This window comes from Parapedobacter luteus, assembly GCF_900168055.1.
Classification (GTDB): Bacteria; Bacteroidota; Bacteroidia; order Sphingobacteriales; family Sphingobacteriaceae; genus Parapedobacter; species Parapedobacter luteus.
Genome location: NZ_FUYS01000012.1, coordinates 51,366 through 72,364 on the forward strand (window position 1 = coordinate 51,366; position 20,999 = coordinate 72,364).

Below are 20,999 nucleotides of genomic sequence, written 5' to 3' on the forward strand. Positions count from 1 at the left end.
GTTGTCATAGCGATAAAAAATCCAATGATAAAAACCATCAACTTACTGGCCATCGCCCTGTTTTTTTCCGTTGTTTCTTGCCGGAACCCGGCGCACACGGGTTCGTCTGCCGGCCCGGAGGCCGCGATTTTGGCAGCAATGAAGAAACAGGAAAACGCATGGAATGCTGGAGACATCCACACCTTCATGGAGACCTACTGGCGTCATGACAGCTTGATGTTTGTAGGAAGCCAAGGTCCGGTATTCGGCTGGCAGCCTACATTGGACCGCTACCTCAAAACCTACCCGGATACCGCCGCCATGGGCAAACTTCATTTCGATCGCTTACGGATCAAGCAGTTATCGCCTACCCATTGTTTTGTGTTGGGCAGATGGCATTTGACTCGTACAATCGGCGATGCATCCGGCTATTTCACCCTGCTGTTTGAGCAGATCGAAGGCGAATGGGTCATTGTCGCTGATCATTCGAGTTGAGCGGAAGGAACACCTCGGCCATCATGCAACGCGCGCTGCCGCCGCCGTGGCACTCAACGGTATCCAACGGCGAATGGATAATCGGGTTGAAAGCCGTTAGCTGCTCCACCTGCTCAGGGCGTAGCGACCGGTATGCCTGCGACGACATAACAAGATAACGCATGCCCGCCCGGTTTTCGATTTGCAGCATATTGCCGGCAAACGCGTCCATCTGCGCTTGACTAATCGGCATGATGGTCTTTCCCGTCTCTTTCAACGCATTTACAACTGTTGCCCTGTCGGCCTCCACGATACTTTCCAGATTAATCACGGCGTAGCCGTCTGCCAGGCACATCATCACATTAGTATGGTATATCGGCATTCCGTTGCCGTCATTTGCGTCAAAAACGATCGGACGGTAGGCCATCTTTGCGCAGTACTCTTGGAGCAACACCTCATCAGTGCGGGGAGAACGGCAGGCATACGCTAAGCGATGCCTCCTATCAAGCACCATACTGCCCGTGCCTTCCAGGAACTTCCCTTTTGTCTCCTCGCCCGTATAGTCTACCCAATGACGGATAAGAAAGCGGCTGCTGATGGCGTCAAGGACCTGTTGTTTCCGCTCTAAACGCCTGTTTTCCGCAAACATCGGATACAAGACCACCGTACCGTCTTCATGGAAAGAAACCCAGTTGTTGGGGAAAATGCTATCTGGCGTATGAGGATACGCCGTATCTTGCACAACCAGCACATCGATGTCATGACCGCGCAACTGTTCGACAAATGCATCAAACTCTGCTACAGCCAGGCGTTGAATCCGCCCGGCACTTTCTGCCGTAGGCCGCTGAAAGGCATTGTTTACAGCGGTCTGCGCGTTATACCCGAAATGTACCGGGCGAATCATTAATACAGTCATCGGTCGCTATAACTAACACTAACCAAACTTATTCATCCCGCAGCAAGGGCATGCTCATGCAATGAAAGCCCCCCCGTGCACGGGACAGCTCCGCCGACGGCATCAGCACCAGCGTGTCAACCAGCCGGTCGGCCGATAACCGGCCCGCTTCGAGATCTGCCAACAATGTGTTTACGTCCACTACATCAAAGCCAGCCTCCCGGAATGCCGCTGTGGTCCGGTCGTTGCGGTCGTACCCCAGCACCACCCCGTCCTGGATAGCCAATAGGTTACAGCTATCCGTCCACTGCTCACGTGCGTCATACGGAAATTCGTTGTTGCCCGACAAAATTATCCGCACGTCGGCGGCGGAACACCCTAAGTCCGACACGCTGATGTCAACAAGCAGATCTTCCAGGCTTTCAAAACGGCGCGGGTTCGCTATATTGTTCTTTTCGAATTGAATGATTTCCAGGCGGTCGGCCTTGTGTGTCTGGATGCGCAAAGCACGATGTACTTCATCAACCTGTAACCCTTTTAAGCGTTCTCGGGAAAAATCGCCCAACATAACCCAAACGTTTTTCTTCACTTGCGTAAAGACCGTATCAATGTGCATATAATCGCGTTTGCTGGGTATTTTCACGATGGTAGCCTTGCTGACAACACCGTGCTCAAACAACTTCGTTATAGCCTGGGCTGCAGCTACCCTGCTGGTACGCTCGCTTACGCCGATAAGGACATGTTCCTTACTGACCACCATGACATCGCCTCCTTCCAGCGTGACCCTTTCGGTCGCCGAATCCTTTGGCAGAAGAAAATGATGCTGGGTGTCCGTCAATTCGATGATCCTATCTTTATACCCCGAAAAAATCGGGTGATGGTGAAAGATGTACTTGGCAATCAGCGCCTCCCGTTTCCGGGCTTCTTTTTTTGGTTTGTTGAGCAAAATATAGTCATTGACAACAATACCGATATCCCGCGTGAATATAAAGTTGGGGATTGGCGGGAAGATAAATTCCGTTTCATTGTACGTGCCACTGAAAAAGACCCTCGCCAATGTTGCTGGCGCGTAGCCCATCATCTTCTGCTGGATGTCATAACTGCACGCTTCGATGGCGCAGACGGAAGCGACCAACTGGCTTTTTATCGATGGATTTTCCAGGATTTCGGTAAGCAGTACCTGCAATTCAACGACTTTGTCCGACCGGTAAAAATCACCATGGCCTGGCTTATAAAACCCACGGTTGCTTGCCGGATCATCGATCTCAGCTAAGCGTCCCTTTATTTTTTCTTCATCCAGGAAATACAGCAATAGCTTAATGTAATAGTCATACTCATTGCGCCGGATGGTATCCAAATGGACGATGTCTTCAAAGAGCCAATCCTGCGCCTTAGAAGGTACGACTTTACCCAATCCACTATCCGGGCTGTGCACCAACACCCGCCGTAATTTGCCCGTTTCAGAAGTTACATGAATCCGATTTTCTACAGCCATATCCATAACGCGTCAAAAAAGGCAATATACAAAATTATACAGGGTTTTGGAACGGTTATCCCATAATGCTCTCGATCTCACGGATGATTCGCTGTGCGATGGATATCGCTTCCTCCGGCGTAGGTGCTTCGGAATAAATCCGGATAATTGGCTCCGTGTTCGATTTCCGCAGGTGCACCCATTCATTTTCGAAGTCGATCTTCAGCCCGTCGATGGTGCTGTGGGGTACATCGCGATATCGTTGCTGCATCGCAGCCAATAGATTATCGACATCCAACCCCGGAGTGAGCACAATTTTGTTTTTAGACATGTAATACTGCGGATACGCAGCCCGAAGTTCGGAAATACGCCTACCGCTTTTGGCCAGGTGCGTAAGAAAAAGCGCAATCCCGACAAGTGCGTCACGGCCGTAATGCAATGCTGGATAGATCACCCCACCATTGCCTTCTCCGCCAATCACCGCGCCTACTTCCTTCATTTTTGTGACCACATTGACCTCGCCTACCGCAGCCCCGTGGTATTGGGCGCCCCGGTTGACCGTTATATCACGCAAAGCCCTCGTCGATGACAAGTTGGATACCGTATGGCCGGGGGTATGCTGCAACACATAGTCACTCACTGCCACCAGTGTGTACTCTTCGCCAAAAAGCTCGCCATTTTCCATCATGAAGCAAAGTCGGTCGACATCGGGATCAACCGCGATACCCAAATCGGCCCCGGTATCGACGACAAGCGCCGCAAGGTCGGTCAAATTTTCGGCGAGGGGTTCAGGATTATGTGGAAAATCGCCGTTCGGTTCGCAGTGGATTTTATATACGGTATCCACGCCTAGTGCTTTCAACAGTGCGGGAACCGCTATCCCGCCGGTGGAATTAACGGCATCCACCGCTATCTTGAATCCCGCTTGCCGTATAACGTCGGCATCGACCAGGGGTAATGCCAGCACTTGGTCGATGTGTCGCTGTAAATAATCATCCCGGTGCATCACGCTTCCCAAACGGCGTACGTCAGCAAAGTCGACATCCAGGCTTTCGGCTATCTTCAATACCTGCTGCCCCTCTGCATCATTGATAAATTCGCCTTTCTCATTCAATAATTTAAGGGCATTCCATTCGATAGGATTATGGCTCGCCGTAAGGATGATTCCTCCCCCTGCCCCTTCCCCGGGTACCGCCACCTCCACAGTAGGTGTAGTAGACAACCCTAAATCGACGACGTCGACACCGATACTTTGGAGTGTGCCGACGACCAAGTTGCGTACCATATCACCGGAAATACGTGCATCACGACCGATGACTATTCGGCTGTTCCCTGTCCGAAGCTGAATAAACTTTCCGAATGCCGCAGTAAACTTAACAATGTCAATCGGTGTAAACGCCTCTCCGGGTTTCCCTCCGATGGTACCGCGGATACCTGATATGGATTTGATTAATGTCATTTTCTTGTTTTTTGGCTGCTGACTATGTTGTTTATAATGTTTATTTTCGAGGCCATAAAAGTAGGAATATTGTTCTGGATTTAAAATTACCCCGCGGTTAATTGAAAGTTCAAATTTATTCTTACTTTTGTTGCAACTTTGTGTAATTTACATGATCGATCAGCTTATCTCTCTGGATCAGGAGATTTTTTTAGCCATCAACCAAGGGTTGAGCAACGCGTTCTTTGATTGGCTAATGCCTATATTACGGAACCCATACACGTGGGCTCCCCTGTACCTTTTCATTATTATTTTCTGTATTAAAAATTATAAAAAGAAAGGTGTACTTGTTGTTTTCCTGGTATTGATTACATTCGGCATAGCGGATGCGCTTTCGTCTTCCGTCATTAAAAAATCCGTTCAGCGGGTGCGGCCATGTAACGATGTGGAGTTTAAGGAAGAAGTCAACGTCCGGGTCCGGTGTGGCAGTGGGTACAGCTTTACTTCCTCGCATGCGACCAATCATTTTGCCATCGCAATGGTCCTGATCATGGTTTTTTATAGCCGGTGGAAGCCGATACTGGGGTTGGGGCTTTTGTGGGCCGCAGCTGTCAGCTTCGCGCAGGTCTACGTGGGCGTACATTATCCGCTGGATATCATCTGCGGTGCGATCCTCGGTTGTCTTATCGGCTGTTTTACCGGCCTAATTTTTCGTTTTGCAAACCCCAATCCTCTTCCGGCAAATCCTACCTTATGAGTTCAGTGCTGATTATAGCGATTTTATTTGTTTCCGCATTTGCGAGTGGCGTATCGGTTTTTTTCATAAAGCGCGATAATACCAATGCCTTAAAGTTAGTCCTTTCCTTCAGTGGTGCCTACCTATTCTCCATCACGGTATTACACCTCATTCCCCACGTATATCATACACATAGCGCGTCCAGTGAGTTTATTGGCTTGTTTGTGCTTCTCGGCTTTATTTTTCAGCTGGGTCTGGAGCAGTTCTCCCACGGCATTGAGCATGGGCATATCCATCATTTGAAGAAGCCTGGCGGGGCCTTTCCGTTGGGCATCATGCTTAGCCTTTGCCTACATGCCTTCCTTGAAGGGATGCCCCTTGCTTCGCACCACCGGCATGAGCTCACCTTTGGAATCGCGCTGCATCACGTCCCGGCAGCTTTCGCTTTGGGTAGCCTACTGTTGCATACCGCGCTTTCCAAACGGTATATTATCACGTTATTAGCGGTATTTGCCGCGATGACGCCCTTTGGATACTTAGTCAGCCAGGCGATAAGTATGGGTCAAATAGGTCATGTCGAACAGTATTTTGACCGTATTATGGCGGTAGTTATCGGTATTTTCCTTCATATTTCAACGACGATACTGTTTGAGTCGGGATCGGCAGATCATCATAACTTTAACCGGAAAAAAATGATTGCGGTGGCCTTGGGGATAGCCATTTCCTTACTTAACTTCCTGTTTGACTCGCATACGCATTGATGATCAGTGATCGACAGCCGACGGTCGGTATCCGCGCAGTTTGTCAAGCAGTTCATTAAGAATACGGCATTCGTCTTCGCTGATGTTGTCTCCGAGAATATCCATCATCATCATATCCTCTTCCAATTCAGCCAATGTGTCAAGCCCCTTTTGGGTGATTTTTACGTCAACAGCCCGTCTATCCCGGTCACAGACGCCACGGGTTACCAGCCCTTTCCCCACCAAACGGTCAATAATGCGTGATACATCGGGCATTTTGTCCAGCATCCGCTCCTTAAGCAAGCTGTTCGTAACCGGGTTCGGGTGCTGCCCCCTTAAGATACGCAAGACGTTGAACTGTTGCAATGTAATGTGTTGTTTATTCGCCCGCTTTTCCAGAATGCCGGTAATCCAATTGCTTGTGAATACGACATTTATCGTCGCCTTTTGTCGTTCGTTACGGAATTTCCGCGTTTGAATCTCGTCTTCGATTTTCATTGAAATAATTGTTTTTAAGCGGCAATGAAGCTTGCATGAGCCATTTCATATCCTTTTGAGCAGCGGCTCATGCAGGTTTCATTGAAATAATTGTTTTTAAGCGGCAATGAAGCTTGCATGAGCTTCTTTTCATCTATAAACAAAGCCGCTCACGGATTGATTGGCGCGCGGTCAAGCGTTTTCATCAACCTTAAAAACATCGCAACGGCTTTTTTTTTGTCTTCGTTATATTGATAGTCGATATGCTCCATCAAATATTGGCGATAGTCAAAATCAAGCCTGGGCGGTAGTTGTTTGATAAGCTCTTCCCGATGGGCCAGTCCATAGGCCAGTGCTTCGTCAAATGCTTGGATAAAGGACACCGGAAGTGGTTTGTTGGCCACCCAAGCTGCAAATGTAAACGGTAACCCGGTAAACTGCTGCCAGTGCAGCGCCAAATCATAAACATAAGCATGCGAATGCTGCTTTCCGAACGTACGATCACCGATTTCGACATAAGCATCGGCATCACCGCTGGTCAGTACCGCTACCTCACGTTTCCAATGGTGCTGCAACAGGATTTGTGCAAGCCCATTTGATGTCCTGGACTGGCTGTCCAGGCGGAGCGTGTCGATTTCCTCAATTGGTTTTTCACTGAATATAAATACCGAATTGACCGCTCCTGTTGCGCCGAGGCAATAATCGGAAACAATCTCCGCATCAGGCAGATCAAGCAGGGCGGCTACCGGAACAATGCCCAAGTCAGCTTCGTTGTGGATTAGTTTGTACGCACATCGGCTAGGAACGTCCAGGCTCAATGTTATGCGATCGATAACAGCCGAACGTTGCAAGCCGTAAATAAAAGGCAATGTATTCGTATAAGACACCGCAGAAACTCTCACTTTTTCCATGCGCGTACGTATTATTCGGTAAGCAATCCTTCTAAATGCTGAATATTGTAGGCGTCTGCTATCGAAAATCCGCGGCCATCGTACAGCACCTTATAGAGCGCGGTATTGGTGTGCGGAAAATCATCCATCTGCGCAATATCCCGGTTGATCAACAAGCAGAGCAATACACGCATTGCCCTGCCGTGCATGCAGACCAATACCTTTTCTTCCTCGCGGACGGAAAGGATGCGGTCAAGCGCCTTCCGCTGCCGCGCAGCCAATTGATTTGGCGATTCGCCTCCGGCTACCGCAGCGTCCAGCTCGCCGTTGCGCCACCGCATAATCAAATCAGCAAACCCCTCCATGATTTCCGGTGTTTGCTCTTTGCCTTCGTAGATCCCCCATCCAATCTCATCCAGCCCTTCCAACTGTTCCATGGGTATGCCGTCCTGCATAAATGGAGCTACGGTTTGGTGCGTTCGCAACAAGGTAGACGTGTATATCTTATCGAAACGCTCGTCCCTGTAATGCGCATAGAAGGCCTCAGCCTGTTTTCTGCCCATCTCGTTCAATGGCGAATTGATCCCCCGGCCTTGTACGATACCCTTCAGATTGAGATCGGTTTGACCGTGACGAATGATGTAAAGTAATTTTTCCAAGAAGTATACGGCTATTTATCGTTCAACACTGGTAACTGATAATATCGCGACTGTTTGCCGGGCTGCTCGTCTTCAAAGACCACGTCTTTATAGTCGGTAATCACCCGATAAAGCGTATCCCGCTCAACGGGATGCCTTCCGGCATTTCGGATCAATTCAACCAGTTCGCGCGTCGACATTGCGGGATGCTGTTCTTCGGCACCGGCCATGGAATAAATTTTTGTGGTGTCATCCAGCGTTCCGTCAATATCGTTTACACCAAAGCCCAGTGCCAGCTGGGCCGTTTCCCGGCTAATCATGGCCCAATAGGCTTTGATGTGCGGAAAATTATCCAAGTAGATACGGCTAATCGCATAGTTGCGCAAATCCTCGACCACGGTTGTCTCCGGAACATGCGACATCTGGTTGTCCTTATTTCGAAACTTGAGCGGAATGAAGGTCTGAAATCCGCCTGTCTTATCCTGCAGGCGCCGCAACCGCTCCATATGGTCTATGCGGTGCCAGTATTGCTCGATATGGCCATACAGCATGGTCGCGTTGGAATGCATCCCCAGCCGGTGCCACACCTCATGAATCTGAAGCCATTGCTCCGCATTGCATTTATCCTTGGCTATCTGCTCCCGAATTTCGGGATGAAAGATCTCGGCTCCCCCTCCCGGCATCGAATCCAGTCCCGCGTCCTTCATCATCGCCATACCCGTCGCATAGTCGACCTTGGCTTTTTTAAAGATATAATGATACTCTACCGGCGTTAGCGCTTTCACGTGAAGATTTGGACGGTGACGCTTAATCGCGGTAAACAAATCCATATAAAAAGCCATATTGTACTGAGGCAATACGCCGCCGACGATATGCACCTCCGTTACCGGTTCGTTGTCATACGATCGGACCTGATTGAGCATTTCCTCCATCGTGGCTTCCCATCCATCATCGCGATGTTTAATCAATCGTGAATAGGAGCAGAACTTGCAATCATATACACAAAGATTTGTGGGCTCGATGTGAAAATTGCGATTAAAGTAAGTGACGGCGCCGTGCCTTTTTTCCCGGATAAAATTTGCCAATACACCTAAATACCCCAATTCGCCCCGTTCATACAAAAGCAGGCCTTCTTCTTCATTTATCCGCTCTCCGGCGTATACCTTAGCGGCGATGGCGCTTAACGCACCATCAAGGCGCTTATTTTCAAGGAGGAAGGTAAGTTTTCGTTCAGCATCCATTTCCTGAAATCTTAGCCAACAAACTTAGGCAAAATTGCGTTTATTTACAACGCAGCACCCGCAATCACGGCCGTCATTCGCCAAATTGCTGCATATCAATTAATTTTTTATATAGCCCACCCTTAGCCAACAATTGTTGGTGCGTGCCTTCTTCCACGATGTGACCGGATTCGAGCACAACGATTTTATCGGCATTCTGGATCGTGCTCAAACGGTGGGCAATGACCAGTGTTGTACGGTTTTCCATCAGCTTGCCGAGCGCTTCCTGTACCAGTTTTTCCGATTCGGTATCCAGTGCAGACGTCGCCTCGTCAAGCAATAAAATGGGTGGGTTTTTCAGTACAGCGCGGGCAATGCAAATCCGCTGCCGTTGGCCTCCAGACAACCTGATTCCCCGATCACCGATGTAGGTATCGTACCCTTTTTCGGTGTCCAGAATAAATTCATGTGCATTGGCAATTTTCGCTGCGGCAATTACGTCATCCAACTGTACATGCTCAGCCGCAAACGCGATATTGTTATATATCGTATCGTTGAATAAAAACGAATCCTGGTTGACCAATCCAATCAGCGAACGCAAATCGCTCGTTTTCAAATTCTTTACATTGACTCCATCAAGCAACACTTCGCCTTCTTTGACGTCTATAAACCGTGGGATTAGATCCATCAATGTCGATTTTCCACCGCCAGAAGGTCCTACCAGCGCGACGGTCTTGCCTTTAGGAATCTCCAGATTGATGGCTTTGAGCACCTGCCGATCGCCATAAGAAAAACTTACATCGACCAACCGGATACCTTGATTGAACGCCGTGAGCGGCTTCGCTGCAGGCGCATCGGGCAACTCGTTCTTCTGGTCAATTAAATCGAGCACGCGCTCACCTGCCGCTATCCCGGAGTGAATGTTGGCAAATGAGTCTGTGAGGGCCTTTGCGGGCCGCATGACCTGCGAAAACAACGCAATATAACCTATAAATGCCGCAGCCGATAAGTCATCGGAACCACTCAACACCAAATTTCCACCATAAAGCAGTATGACAGCAACCATCACGACGCCCAAAAGCTCAGAGACGGGCGATCCCAGCTGCTGCCGCCGGACCATCCTTCTGCTTATTTTGGAAAGCAATATATTTTCGTCATTGAATTTTTTCTTGATGAAATCCGTCGCATTGAAAGCCTTGATGATTTTCACGCCCGACAACGCCTCATCCAAATAAGCAATCATATTGCCGTATACTTGCTGTGCCCGGATGGCCTGTGCCTTTAGCCGCTTCACAATCCGGGAGATGAGAAAAGCGGACAATGGAATGACCGCCACTGCGAACAACGTCAATTCGGTGGAAATCAGAAACAACGCTATAATATAAAACACCAGCGTGAGCGGCTCCTTAAACACCACCTGTAGTGTACCGGTCACCGAAAATTGTACAACCTGCACATCCGACGCTATCTTTGAGATAATATCGCCCTTGCGTTGACTGTTGAAATAGCCGACATGCAAATCCATTACATTGTCGAAGACTGCTTTGCGCAGGTTCAATAGGGTATGGATACGGAGATTTTCCATAATCCGTTGCGACAAATAGCGAAACAGGTTGCTGAGGAACACGGAGACAACGATAATCAGACATACCCTTTTCAAGGCTTCATAAGGACCGTACAACAATCCGGCCTGCGTCGCATAGTAATTAAAATAATCGATCACATCATACCAGTTTTCGGGCTTTGCTACTTCGGCAGCAGTCCCATTGGTATTAAACAGGGTGTGCAGCAAGGGGATCACCAACGCGAGATTTAACGTGCTGAACACGACGCTCAACAACGTGCAAAGAACGTAGGGAATAGCAAATTTTTCAATGGGTTTGGCGTACGAAAGTAATCGAAAGTAAGTCTTCATCAAGAACTAAACAAGTTGCAAAGTTACCAAAAAAAGCAAGGCGACCGGAAAAATACGGACTTAATTATTGAATGTATTTATTTATTTTAGTCGCCTAAAAGTAAAAAAAATGCAAATAGAGCTTGCTAAGCGGATTCAACATACGGAAGAATATTATTTTTCAAGGAAGTTACGGGAAATCGACGCACTCAACCAAACGGGGGCTAAGGTTATCAATCTAGGCATCGGAAGCCCGGATTTACCGCCTCACCCAAGTGTCGTGGAGACCCTCCATCAATATGCGGCCATGCCAACGACGCATGGGTATCAAAATTACAAAGGAATCCACCCCCTGCGCAAGGCAATTGCCGACTGGTACCACCGGTACTATGGCGTGTCGATTCATGCGGACCGCAACGTGCTACCGCTAATCGGCTCCAAGGAGGGCATTGTTCATGTCTGTATGACCTATCTTGCAGAAGGTGACAAGGCGTTATTTCCCAATCCGGGGTATCCGGCCTATGCGTCAGCCGTACGGCTAAGCGGCGCTACCGGTGTTCCCTATAAACTCGCTTCGCAGCGTAATTGGTTGCCTGATTTGGATGCATTGACTAAAGGCGACCTTAGCGGGGTGAAACTCATGTGGCTCAACTATCCGCACATGCCCACCGGCGCAGCGGCCACAACGACTTTTTTTAACGAAGTGGTCGCTTTTGCGAAGCAGCACCGCATCCTGCTTTGCCACGACAATCCTTACAGCTTTATCCTTAACAATCAACCGCAAAGCCTCTTGGCTGCTGATGGAGCCCTGGATGTGGCAATTGAGCTCAACTCATTGAGTAAATCATCCAATATGGCCGGCTGGCGTGTAGGCACGCTTATCGGCGCCGAAGAACGCATCAATGAAATTATCCGCTTTAAAAGCAACATGGATTCCGGGATGTTTCTTCCCGTACAAATGGCTGCTGCAAAGGCCTTATCCCTGGATCCGGAATGGTACCAGGAGTTGAATAAGACCTACAGCCGCAGACGGGAAAAAGTATACCAGCTTCTGGATGCGTTAGCATGCACGTATGACAAGCAGCAGGTTGGCCTATTTGTATGGGCAAAAGTTCCGGCCTCCCAGGCCGATGGCTACGCACTAAGCGATGAAATCCTTCGGCAATCCAGGGTATTCATCACCCCCGGCGGAATTTTTGGGGATGGCGGCAATGCATACATCCGGGTAAGCCTCTGTGCAACGGAGGCCGTGCTGGATGAAGCCTTGGACCGCATTGCAAATGCCGTGATAACCCAATGATGTATTGAATAAACCATATACGCAAAGACAAATGAAGGTAGCCATCGTTGGTGTAGGACTCATTGGCGGGTCCATTGCCATCACCTTAAGAGAAAAAAAAGTAGCCACTAGGCTTGTGGGGGTAGACAAGAGTGAGCATAATCTAAAAAAAGCGATACAGCTGGGGCTTGTCGACGAGGGTATGACCATCGACGAAGCTGTTGATCATTGCGACGTGATCTTTCTCACCATCCCCGTTGATGCTATTCTGACTATCTTGCCTCCCCTGCTCGACCGGGTGACCAACCAAGTAATTGTCGACATGGGTTCGACCAAAGAGCGCATATTAGCACGCGTAACCAACCATCCGCAACGTGGCCGGCTGGTGGCCGCCCACCCCATGGCTGGTACCGAATACTCCGGTCCGGAAGCCGCTGTCGCCAATCTATTCAAGGGTAAAATGATGGTATACGTCGATGCGATGGATAGCGATGAAGATGCATTTGAGACGATGGAAGCCGTCACTGAGCACCTTGAAATGCGCACTACCTTTATGAATGCGCAGGAACATGACGTCCACACAGCCTATGTATCGCACATCTCGCATATTACTTCATTTGCGTTGGCGCTTACCGTGCTGGAAAAAGAAAAATCTCAGGGACGGATTTTCGAATTGGCCGGATCGGGATTCGAATCGACAGTACGGCTTGCGAAAAGCTCACCCGATATGTGGACACCGATTTTCCGGCAGAACCGTGAAAATGTACTCGAAGTACTGCAAGAGCATATCAAACAGCTCCAGCATATCCAAGAGGTGTTGGACAACGAAAACTATGACGCTTTCTACAAGTTGATCAAAAAATCAAACAAAATCCGGAAGATATTGAAATAGATCGCCCTCATCCTGAAAATACTAAAGGGCAACCGCCATTGGTTGCCCTTTAGTATTTTCAGATCAGCATAATGACCTAGTACTCCAGTACCGTCACCTCGGTCCTCCGGTTGGCCTGGTGCTCTTCTGCCGAACACGGGACACCATCGGCGCACCGATTGACCAATTTGTTTTCACCGTAGCCCTTCGCTACCATGCGATCGCGTGCTATACCACGGCTCACCAAGTAGTCTACCGCAGCCTGTGCCCTTCGTTGTGAAAGCACTTCATTATATGCGCGGCTACCCCGGCTGTCAGTATGGCTGGACAGTTCAATCTTCAAGGTCGGGTTGTCCCGCATCGTGCGAACCAGTTCGTCCAGTATCGCCGCAGCATCCGGACGGATGTTATACTTATCGAAGTCATAGTAGATATGCTCCAATTCGAATGTCTGCCCTGGCCGGAAAACGGGCTCCAACAGCAGGGCCACCTCCAGTGTATCAGATTTGGTGATTCCCAACGTACTCACCTTTGCCGAGTCGGCATGATAACCTTCTTTCTGTCCCAATACGGTATAATCGCAGCCAGGATCCAGCTCAAATACAAACGTACCGTCATTGCCGCTATTCACTTTTGCGACGATTTTCCGTTGGCCGTCATATAGGGTGACGGCCGTGGCAGGCAAACGCTCACCGGTGGCCTTATCCGCCGTGGTACCGTTCAGGATAATAATAATTTTCGGCTTCTCAAATGAAAACGAGTAAATGTCGTCGCCGCCCTTCCCTCCTGGCCTATCGGATGCAAGAAATCCATGGAAACTATCCCCTTCTTCGCGATGGACGATGTACGCGAAGTCGTCCGTAGCACTGTTGACGGGATATTTCAGGTTTTCCGGTGCCGTCCAGGAAGCTTTACTGCCTGTAGCCTGATAGATATCAAGGCCGCCCATGCCGGCAAAGCCATCACTGGAATAATAAAGGATCCCATCCGGGCCGATATTAGGGAAAAGTTCATCACCTGCACTATTGACTACATCGCCTGCGTTGACTGGGCTACCCCATGTTCCGTCAGCCTGCCGTTCACTGTACCAGATGTCCGTGCCGCCCTGGCCGCCGGGCATATCCGACACAAAATACAGGGTATTATCATCCGGAGACAATGTTGCGTGGCCTACCGAATAAGTGTTGACGTTGTTGAAGGCAAACGGCTCTTCGATCCATTCTCCATCTATTTTGCGGTACACGTAAAGTTCAAGCCTGTTGGTTCGATACCGGTGCCGTCCCGCTTTTTCCAATTGGCCGTCACGGCCGGCATATGTGCGGGTGACATAATACGTATTACCGTTCTTTTCGGCGGAAATCGGACCAATATGGTATTTGGCGCTGTTGATGGCCATGTCTGCCAGAGACGACGTGCCGAGGTTGCCACTGGCCGACAGCGGAGCGGTATAGATACGCAAAAAAGCGTTGCCCGTCCAACCATAGGTTGCTTCAAACGTCCCGGCAGCGGGTTCGCCGGCGTAATACACCTGATCTCCTACGGGAAAAACAGAGAACTCGGCATTCCCTGTGTTCACCTCAGTCTCGTTATGCAGCCGATGCAAGGTTGGGTTTGCCATCCAATGCAATGCCGAATCACAGCCCACAATTTCCAGCGCTACCCGCTCGCTATCGCCCGTTTTGGCGGCATAAGCTTCTAACTGCTGCTTTGCCGCTGCGTATTTACCGTTTATTTTGAGCACTGTCCCATAGTGCAGTAAGTGCTCAGGCGAGCTTTCGTCCTGTCCTATAAGGCGTGCATACCAATTTTCCGCCGACTCATAGTCTTTCATTTTCAGATAACTATCTGCAAGGCGTTCTAAATCTTGCACCCGCGGACGTTTGGTATCCACAAGCTTCGCGTATAATTTCACAGCGTTGGCATACTCAAAACGCCTGTACAACTCATCAGCGCGGTCGCGGAGACTGGGTTGTTCTTGGGCAAGGGAAATATGAGCCAAGAACATCAACGCCACCATCAACAAACCTACGTATTGCTGTTTCATTGGAAAATAATTTGTTCGTAAGGGTATGAGGGAATTTGCGTTTTTATCATCGTTTGTGTCAGACGCCGGCACGGCAGGTTTCGTTTGAATCATTGTTTTTAAGTGGCAATGAAGCTGGTATGAATGAATCATGTTTTTTTGCGATGGCAATTCAGGTTTCATATCGTCAAAATTAAAAGGAAGATGTCCATTAACTAAAAGAACCTTGGGCTTAATATACGCTGTGCTTTAGGACCGAAGGTGATCCCCAGTGTCACTTCATGTGACCCATTTTGGACGTTTGACAGCCTACTGATAATATGATCATATGAATAGCCTATCCTTAGCGTTTCGGTAGCATAAATCTGAGTCACCGCTGATATGGAGTTCCGGCCACTCAAGCTCTTGCCGCTTATCCGGTTATATTCACGTTCAAAGACGGCAACACCGGTGCGCCAGCCTGCTCCGAGCCAAAAGCGATCGCCGAAAATAAACATGGCATTTACGTCTAAACTCGTCGGCCCTTTGAAATCTTCCTTAACCAATAAGCTTGGGCGAAGCCTCAAACCTTGAGACAGATCAAATAATGCACCGGTGATAAAGTAAAGATGGCGCTTGCGCCGTATGTTGTCGGTGGTGGTTCCGTCCCAACGGAAGATATTATTGCTCTGGTCGCCGGAAAGCAAATCCATGACCGATACCCCGGCATACCATTTGGGATTGTAGTAGTATATCCCAAAGCGGAGATCAGGTATCCAATTGCTTATCTTACCTGCGGGAACCACTTGATCACTCCCTTCAATGGGCTGGAGTACTGTGCCGTCAAGACTGTATTGGGTCACGCCAGCACCAATACCAAAGCTCAATCGTTGCGTATCCTCCTCATTCAGCCGCAGCCGAAATGCATAGTTTGCATATGCCGAAGTTGAAGACTGCGGCCCCAGCCTGTCTGCAGTGAGCTGTAAACCTACGCCATGGCGCTTAGCTATCGGGTCTACGATACCGTCTATTGATAGTAAGCCCGTTTGCGGTGCCCCCTCCAATCCCACCCATTGGCTACGGAGGCCAAGCTGGCCAAACCATTGCTCCTTATACCCTGCATAGGCCGGGTTCACACTCATCGAATTGAAGATATACTGCGTAAATTGGATATTCTGCTGGCCATGGGCTTCCCTCGCTATTCCCACGGCAACCACCAATATCATTAATTTTATGTACTTCATCGTTTTTTTATTTTAATCAATGCCAACGTACTATGAGACCTCATGTTTACTATGTAATATCGATGATACGTACTACTGCCGTTTGATAAGCACCCAGCCCGTATGCCGCTCTTGACGTCCGCCCGCATGCGTGATGATGGAATAATAATAAGTTCCTTCATTCAACCCTTGCCCGTTCCACGTATTCTTGTAGTTTGTATTGCGATATACTTCATTGCCCCAGCGGTTCACGACCGTAATTTCGACACGGTCGAACCCTTCGATACCGACAATTTCGAAAACATCGTTACGGCCGTCGCCATTCGGGGTGAACACATTCGGAATCTTGAATGGATGGGCACTGACCGTAACCGCAATGGTAGCAACATTGGAAAGTAAACCGTTTTCATCGCTCACTTCATAACGCACCGTGCTTGTACCTACGAATCCAGCTTCCGGCATGAAAGATACAATGCCCTGTGTATTCACCTCATAGCGACCTTCGCCAGGAATGGTTACAGCATTCACACGATTGCCAGATGCATCGATCAACCTTACCGTGGCCGGCACTATCGGACTGCTTCCTGCTTGGTCATTTTCCAGTATCGCTATCGTCACGGCTTGCCCATGAGGGGTTGTCGCATTATCATCTACCGCGATCGGTGCGATTTCCGCTGCGACACCTTCCACCGTTATCGTAACGGTTGCTTCATTTGAAGCCAAGCCATTTTCGTCTTCTACAACATACTTCACAACGCTGACACCGACATATTCTGCATCCGGAACAAACGTGACACCGCCGTCCGAATGAACCGTATAGGTCCCCTCTCCTTCGATAAACACAGTGGTGACCTTATTGCCGGTCACGGGATCAATGAGGCGAACGGAACCGGGCACTATCGGGCTATTACCGGGCTCATCGTTTGCCAGCACAGTGACCGTTACTGGCTCGCCCTGGTTGGTATTGGCCTCGTCGTGATGAGCAACTGGCCCGATAATCACCGGTACATCCGGTGATTCAGGATGCTCGGTTTCCGGATTAGCGGGATCACCTCCCGTCACTAATGCGACGTTCCGTATTGCTGTGACTCCTGCCAACGCTCCCGCAACCTTTACTTTGAAGCTTACCGCGACTTGTTCTTCCCGGTTCAGGGAGATTTTCCAAATCAATTTACCGTTGACGAGCGCACCATTATGGCTTGCACTGCCAGCGATGTAGGTTGTATGGGCAGGAATCGCATCTTCTATAATGATATCATGGTAAACATCTTGCCCCATGTTTTTGACAATAATGGTATAGGTCAGCTCTTCTCCTGCCTCAGCTTTGCCGTCGCCGGTTGCGTCGGCCACCGTTTTACTTGATTCAAACCGGTTGTCCCGTACAACAGGCGTCTCGGTAGCTGGCTCTTCCGGTGTCTCCGGATCATCGCCCGTCACCCGGGCCACATTGCGGATGCTGCCAACACCTGTCAGATCCTCCGCAACGACTACCGTGAAGCGGACTTCCCGCGATGCGCCGAACGGCACGTCGAGTGTCCATGACAGCGTGCTGCCGCTCAACGTTGCCCCCGCACTGGCGCTGCCTTCTTTGTATATTGTATTTGCCGGGATGGCATCGGTGACCACGATACCCGTATAGTCCGCATCACCCGTATTGGTCACCCGTATCGTGTAGGTCAGCTCCTCGCCGGCCTTCACTTCCGATTTGTCCGCCGTCTTCACGCTGCTGAACGATTTCACCGGATCCGTCGGCGTTTCCGCCTCCGGCTCTTCCGGTGTCTCCGGATCATCGCCCGTCACCCGGGCCACATTGCGGATGCTGCCAACACCTGTCAGATCCTCCGCAACGACTACCGTGAAGCGGACTTCCCGCGATGCGCCGAACGGTACGTCGAGTGTCCATGACAGCGTGCTGCCGCTCAACGTTGCCCCCGCACTGGCGCTGCCTTCTTTGTATATTGTATTTGCCGGGATGACATCGGTGACCACGATACCCGTATAGTCCGCATCACCCGTATTGGTTACCCGTATCGTGTAGGTCAGCTCCTCGCCGGCCTTCACTTCCGATTTGTCCGCTGTCTTCACGCTGCTGAACGATTTTACGGGGTCGGTGTCGATAGTTGCCGTCGGGGTTTGTGGCGTCTCCATTACATCACTCGTTATAACGGCCGTGTTTTCGATCATGGAAACACCCGTCAAGTTCTCTGCAACTTCGACCACAAACGACACTGTGATACTTGTTCCCGCAGGAATTACCAGATCATCCCAAGTGATTTCATTGGCCGCAGCATCATAAATTCCGTTTGTAGCATTGCTAACATACACCGTATGAGCCGGCATTTGGTCGGCAATATTTACGGAGATATCTCGATCATACGTACTGCTGATTGCAATGGTATACGTTAATTGTTCTCCCGCCTGTGCCAGTCCATCGTTGTCCGCATCGGCAACCGTCTTTTCGCTTGTGATGGCACAGTCGCCGGCAATGGTCACCGATTTCTCCTGGTGTGCCACGCAATCCGCCTCACTTGATACGGTATAGCTAATGACAACCGTACCCGGTGCTAGCGCTGTAATCAAGCCGTTGGCGTCGACCGTGGCTATGGTTTCGTCACTGCTGGCCCAAATCCCCCCGGCCTGCACCGGTTGCATTACTGCTGTGGTTCCCGGGCAAAGCTTATCGGGGCCACTGAAATCCGCATCAGGTTGCGGATTTACCGTTACCGTAAATGAAACGGGGGTACCCTCGCAGCCATTCTCAGCCCGCGGAGTAACCGTAAAGGTTGCGACAATTGGTGCTTCGGTATCATTAACCGCGATAAATGAGATGTCACCTTCACCATTGTCTGCAACACCAATCGCCGCATTGTCACTGCTCCACAGGTACGTCAACGCTGCTTCGCTACGGAAGTCAATACGGACTTCATCGTTTGCGCATACAACCACATCCGAAGCACCGGTAAATGTAAAGCAGCTATTTAAGTCAACGTTGAAAGTCACCGCGCCATAAATCGGATTTCCCTCCGGGACGCAAGGTGTCTCGTCATCTCCAAAGCCACTGATAAAGCCCGAGGTAACCAGTTGCTCAGAAACCGAACCAATACCTGAAAAGCTACCGTCTATGGCAATCTGCGGCGAACACCCCCCTTCGATTCCTAATAACGAAGCGCAATCTTTCACCTTCACTTTATAGGTCATCCAGGCTATCACGTCGTTGATGTCGTCATGGCGATCAATCGCCGCAACATTCCAAATGAGTTTCCCGTCCACGAGCTGCGGTGTTTCGCCCTCAGAGACTGCGACAACTTCGATATCGATAAAATCGGGAACAGGAATTGTAATCACACCATCCCGAATGGCTTCATTACCTTTGTTTTTTATTTCGAGCCTGAACTCGACCTCATCGCCAGCCGCTACCGTACCGTCGGGAGAAATTCCCGAAACTACACGGTTGATCGGTTCAATAATCGGGATATACGCATCAACGGCAAATGTCAGGTTGTAAATCACATAGCTGTCATCTCTCGTGCTGTACCGAAAACTCGTATGATCGTCGCGGTTCCGGATGTATTGTTTTTCTTCATTGGGGATCTGGAAGACCGCGATGTCAATACCTGCATTGTCTGCCAAAACGGGCCTCCGTGGGGCGTCGTTGAGGATGGTGGAGTTGAAAAAGTTATCCACGTCATTGAGCGAATGCTGCAAACGGTCATAACTCCCGGTTTCCTTATTGAGGATACTCAAGTAATCGCCTAAGTCAATCCGATCGCCCTCGCCGGCCAATATGCCCAATTTGACATTTACAGGCCCCTCTTCATTAGACAAGAAGTCTTCAATGTCGATTTGGTATTCATCGGTGGTTCCACCCTGTACAAATGCGAACCCATCATATACCACCACATTCCGGGTGTTCATCACGGGGTTCTGGTATACCACGACCAATCCCCACCCACCGTAATAGCCAATCAGGCCTCCGCTCCGGTCCGGGCCTTCCGTCGTTGCAATATCTGCCACATAATATGCACCTTCTTTGTGGTTTTTCACGTAAGCTGTCACGTCCGCGAATGCCACATACATGCCACGATTCGTGGCGACATCCAACGGGTTGCCATCTTCAGCAACGATTTCATCCGCTGTAATATCCACATACGTGTCGCCTTCGTGCTTGAATTTCACCTTGTTTTTTTGGAAACGGGTATTGCTCCATTGGCCGTCAGGAAGCCTACCGGGCACATCGTTATTTTCTGTCTGCGCCCTACCGCTCCAATAAAGTCCGGCAAAAAGAACTTCCGTACATGCCGCCAGCGCACCATTTTCATTGGAAAACTGGAGTGAAGCCGATGAAGAATTTTGGGTCTGCGCATCGTCGTCGATATCAATGAACTCAACTCCTATACCATTGTGCGCGTCGGGACCGCTTTCGGTCAATCCGACGTTTGTATTACCCAATATGGAAAAATCCCCCCGGATAGGTGCGTTTGGAAAACGCGGGACAAATTCTTTCCTTACCTGTGCTTCCACAAAGCTGAACAGTGTTGCAACCAACATTAAGCTTGTCAACACATACTTACACAAGGATTTAAAGTCTACGTGTTTCATTTAGAATATATTTCAATAATTAATAGTCAATATCAGATTCCACTCAATAGGTATTTTTTCACCCGGCCAAGCAATAGTCGGCCAAATGATGTGCACAAATAGACAGATTTAGGTTATGAGCAGCAATTTGATGTGTACGAACGACAGGAAAATGTATGTAAACAGAAAAT

General features: G+C 49.5%; 16 protein-coding genes. 5 read left to right on the plus strand and 11 right to left on the minus strand.

Features of this window, described 5'->3' with window-relative positions:
- Nucleotides 1-24 precede the first annotated feature (24 nt).
- Nucleotides 25-474: a YybH family protein gene (locus B5X72_RS17895; RefSeq protein ID WP_079718298.1), complete on the plus strand. Its 450-nt coding sequence runs from the start codon at nucleotides 25-27 to the stop codon at nucleotides 472-474.
- On the opposite strand, the gene ctlX is transcribed toward B5X72_RS17895, so the two are convergent.
- From ctlX to glmM, 3 genes are read right to left on the minus strand one after another with little or no spacing between them, the layout of a single operon-like run.
- Nucleotides 449-1,369, minus strand: coding sequence for a citrulline utilization hydrolase CtlX (gene ctlX, locus B5X72_RS17900; protein WP_079718299.1), 921 nt, complete (start codon nucleotides 1,367-1,369; stop codon nucleotides 449-451). The genes B5X72_RS17895 and ctlX overlap by 26 nt on opposite strands.
- Before the next feature lie 28 nt (nucleotides 1,370-1,397).
- On the minus strand, nucleotides 1,398-2,849 hold the full coding sequence (locus B5X72_RS17905) for an arginine deiminase family protein (protein ID WP_217698162.1): 1,452 nt from the start codon (nucleotides 2,847-2,849) through the stop codon (nucleotides 1,398-1,400).
- Nucleotides 2,850-2,898: 49 nt separating this feature from the next.
- Entirely contained in the window at nucleotides 2,899-4,281 is a 1,383-nt protein-coding gene (gene glmM, locus B5X72_RS17910) for a phosphoglucosamine mutase (RefSeq protein ID WP_079718300.1), read from the minus strand.
- A 151-nt stretch (nucleotides 4,282-4,432) separates the two neighbouring features.
- Here glmM and B5X72_RS17915 point away from each other — a divergent pair, with 151 nt between their 5' ends.
- A complete protein-coding gene (locus B5X72_RS17915) occupies nucleotides 4,433-5,017 on the plus strand; it encodes a phosphatase PAP2 family protein (RefSeq protein ID WP_079718301.1) in 585 nt (194 codons plus the stop codon).
- Nucleotides 5,014-5,757 (plus strand): ZIP family metal transporter, encoded by a 744-nt coding sequence (locus B5X72_RS17920; protein WP_079718302.1) that lies wholly within the window; start codon nucleotides 5,014-5,016, stop codon nucleotides 5,755-5,757. The genes B5X72_RS17915 and B5X72_RS17920 overlap by 4 nt, the downstream gene beginning before the upstream one ends.
- Before the next feature lie 3 nt (nucleotides 5,758-5,760).
- Here B5X72_RS17920 and B5X72_RS17925 read toward each other — a convergent pair whose 3' ends face one another.
- From B5X72_RS17925 to B5X72_RS17945, 5 genes are all read right to left on the minus strand, one after another.
- Nucleotides 5,761-6,234, minus strand: a complete 474-nt coding sequence (locus tag B5X72_RS17925) for a MarR family winged helix-turn-helix transcriptional regulator (RefSeq protein WP_079718303.1) — start codon at nucleotides 6,232-6,234, stop codon at nucleotides 5,761-5,763.
- Between the two features lie 149 nt (nucleotides 6,235-6,383).
- Complete coding sequence (locus B5X72_RS17930; protein WP_079718304.1) at nucleotides 6,384-7,124, minus strand: menaquinone biosynthetic enzyme MqnA/MqnD family protein; 741 nt, start codon at nucleotides 7,122-7,124, stop codon at nucleotides 6,384-6,386.
- 11 nt (nucleotides 7,125-7,135) lie between these two features.
- The gene (locus B5X72_RS17935) at nucleotides 7,136-7,762 is read right to left on the minus strand and encodes a histidine phosphatase family protein (RefSeq protein WP_079718305.1); all 627 of its coding nucleotides are present in this window, start codon (nucleotides 7,760-7,762) and stop codon (nucleotides 7,136-7,138) included.
- An 11-nt stretch (nucleotides 7,763-7,773) separates the two neighbouring features.
- The gene (gene mqnE / locus B5X72_RS17940) at nucleotides 7,774-8,982 is read right to left on the minus strand and encodes an aminofutalosine synthase MqnE (RefSeq protein ID WP_079718306.1); all 1,209 of its coding nucleotides are present in this window, start codon (nucleotides 8,980-8,982) and stop codon (nucleotides 7,774-7,776) included.
- A gap of 73 nt (nucleotides 8,983-9,055) precedes the next feature.
- Entirely contained in the window at nucleotides 9,056-10,876 is a 1,821-nt protein-coding gene (locus B5X72_RS17945; protein ID WP_079718307.1) for an ABC transporter ATP-binding protein, read from the minus strand.
- Between the two features lie 109 nt (nucleotides 10,877-10,985).
- Between B5X72_RS17945 and B5X72_RS17950 the strand changes: the two genes are divergently transcribed.
- Together B5X72_RS17950 and B5X72_RS17955 are read left to right on the plus strand one after the other, a co-directional pair.
- Nucleotides 10,986-12,155, plus strand: coding sequence for a pyridoxal phosphate-dependent aminotransferase (locus B5X72_RS17950; RefSeq protein ID WP_079718308.1), 1,170 nt, complete (start codon nucleotides 10,986-10,988; stop codon nucleotides 12,153-12,155).
- 31 nt (nucleotides 12,156-12,186) lie between these two features.
- Entirely contained in the window at nucleotides 12,187-13,026 is an 840-nt protein-coding gene (locus tag B5X72_RS17955) for a prephenate dehydrogenase (protein ID WP_079718309.1), read from the plus strand.
- 76 nt (nucleotides 13,027-13,102) lie between these two features.
- Here the strand turns inward: B5X72_RS17955 and B5X72_RS17960 are convergent, their stop codons facing one another.
- The 3 genes from B5X72_RS17960 to B5X72_RS17970 all read right to left on the minus strand — a co-directional run bounded on the left by B5X72_RS17960 (nucleotide 13,103) and on the right by B5X72_RS17970 (nucleotide 20,829).
- Nucleotides 13,103-15,049, minus strand: a complete 1,947-nt coding sequence (locus B5X72_RS17960) for an OmpA family protein (RefSeq protein WP_079718355.1) — start codon at nucleotides 15,047-15,049, stop codon at nucleotides 13,103-13,105.
- A 194-nt stretch (nucleotides 15,050-15,243) separates the two neighbouring features.
- Nucleotides 15,244-16,251 (minus strand): PorP/SprF family type IX secretion system membrane protein, encoded by a 1,008-nt coding sequence (locus B5X72_RS17965; protein WP_079718310.1) that lies wholly within the window; start codon nucleotides 16,249-16,251, stop codon nucleotides 15,244-15,246.
- 72 nt (nucleotides 16,252-16,323) lie between these two features.
- On the minus strand, nucleotides 16,324-20,829 hold the full coding sequence (locus B5X72_RS17970) for a DUF7927 domain-containing protein (protein ID WP_079718311.1): 4,506 nt from the start codon (nucleotides 20,827-20,829) through the stop codon (nucleotides 16,324-16,326).
- Nucleotides 20,830-20,999: the final 170 nt, after the last annotated feature.

Excerpts from the sequence above, each read along its gene's own strand:
- B5X72_RS17895 (WP_079718298.1), top strand. The coding sequence starts at position 25 with ATGATAAAAACCATCAACTTACTGGCCATCGCCCTGTTTTTTTCCGTT.
- ctlX (WP_079718299.1), bottom strand. The coding sequence starts at position 1,369 with ATGACTGTATTAATGATTCGCCCGGTACATTTCGGGTATAACGCGCAG.
- B5X72_RS17905 (WP_217698162.1), bottom strand. The coding sequence starts at position 2,849 with ATGGATATGGCTGTAGAAAATCGGATTCATGTAACTTCTGAAACGGGC.
- glmM (WP_079718300.1), bottom strand. The coding sequence starts at position 4,281 with ATGACATTAATCAAATCCATATCAGGTATCCGCGGTACCATCGGAGGG.
- B5X72_RS17915 (WP_079718301.1), top strand. The coding sequence starts at position 4,433 with ATGATCGATCAGCTTATCTCTCTGGATCAGGAGATTTTTTTAGCCATC.
- B5X72_RS17920 (WP_079718302.1), top strand. The coding sequence starts at position 5,014 with ATGAGTTCAGTGCTGATTATAGCGATTTTATTTGTTTCCGCATTTGCG.
- B5X72_RS17925 (WP_079718303.1), bottom strand. The coding sequence starts at position 6,234 with ATGAAAATCGAAGACGAGATTCAAACGCGGAAATTCCGTAACGAACGA.
- B5X72_RS17930 (WP_079718304.1), bottom strand. The coding sequence starts at position 7,124 with ATGGAAAAAGTGAGAGTTTCTGCGGTGTCTTATACGAATACATTGCCT.
- mqnE (WP_079718306.1), bottom strand. The coding sequence starts at position 8,982 with ATGGATGCTGAACGAAAACTTACCTTCCTCCTTGAAAATAAGCGCCTT.
- B5X72_RS17945 (WP_079718307.1), bottom strand. The coding sequence starts at position 10,876 with ATGAAGACTTACTTTCGATTACTTTCGTACGCCAAACCCATTGAAAAA.
- B5X72_RS17950 (WP_079718308.1), top strand. The coding sequence starts at position 10,986 with ATGCAAATAGAGCTTGCTAAGCGGATTCAACATACGGAAGAATATTAT.
- B5X72_RS17955 (WP_079718309.1), top strand. The coding sequence starts at position 12,187 with ATGAAGGTAGCCATCGTTGGTGTAGGACTCATTGGCGGGTCCATTGCC.
- B5X72_RS17960 (WP_079718355.1), bottom strand. The coding sequence starts at position 15,049 with ATGAAACAGCAATACGTAGGTTTGTTGATGGTGGCGTTGATGTTCTTG.
- B5X72_RS17965 (WP_079718310.1), bottom strand. The coding sequence starts at position 16,251 with ATGAAGTACATAAAATTAATGATATTGGTGGTTGCCGTGGGAATAGCG.
- B5X72_RS17970 (WP_079718311.1), bottom strand. The coding sequence starts at position 20,829 with ATGAAACACGTAGACTTTAAATCCTTGTGTAAGTATGTGTTGACAAGC.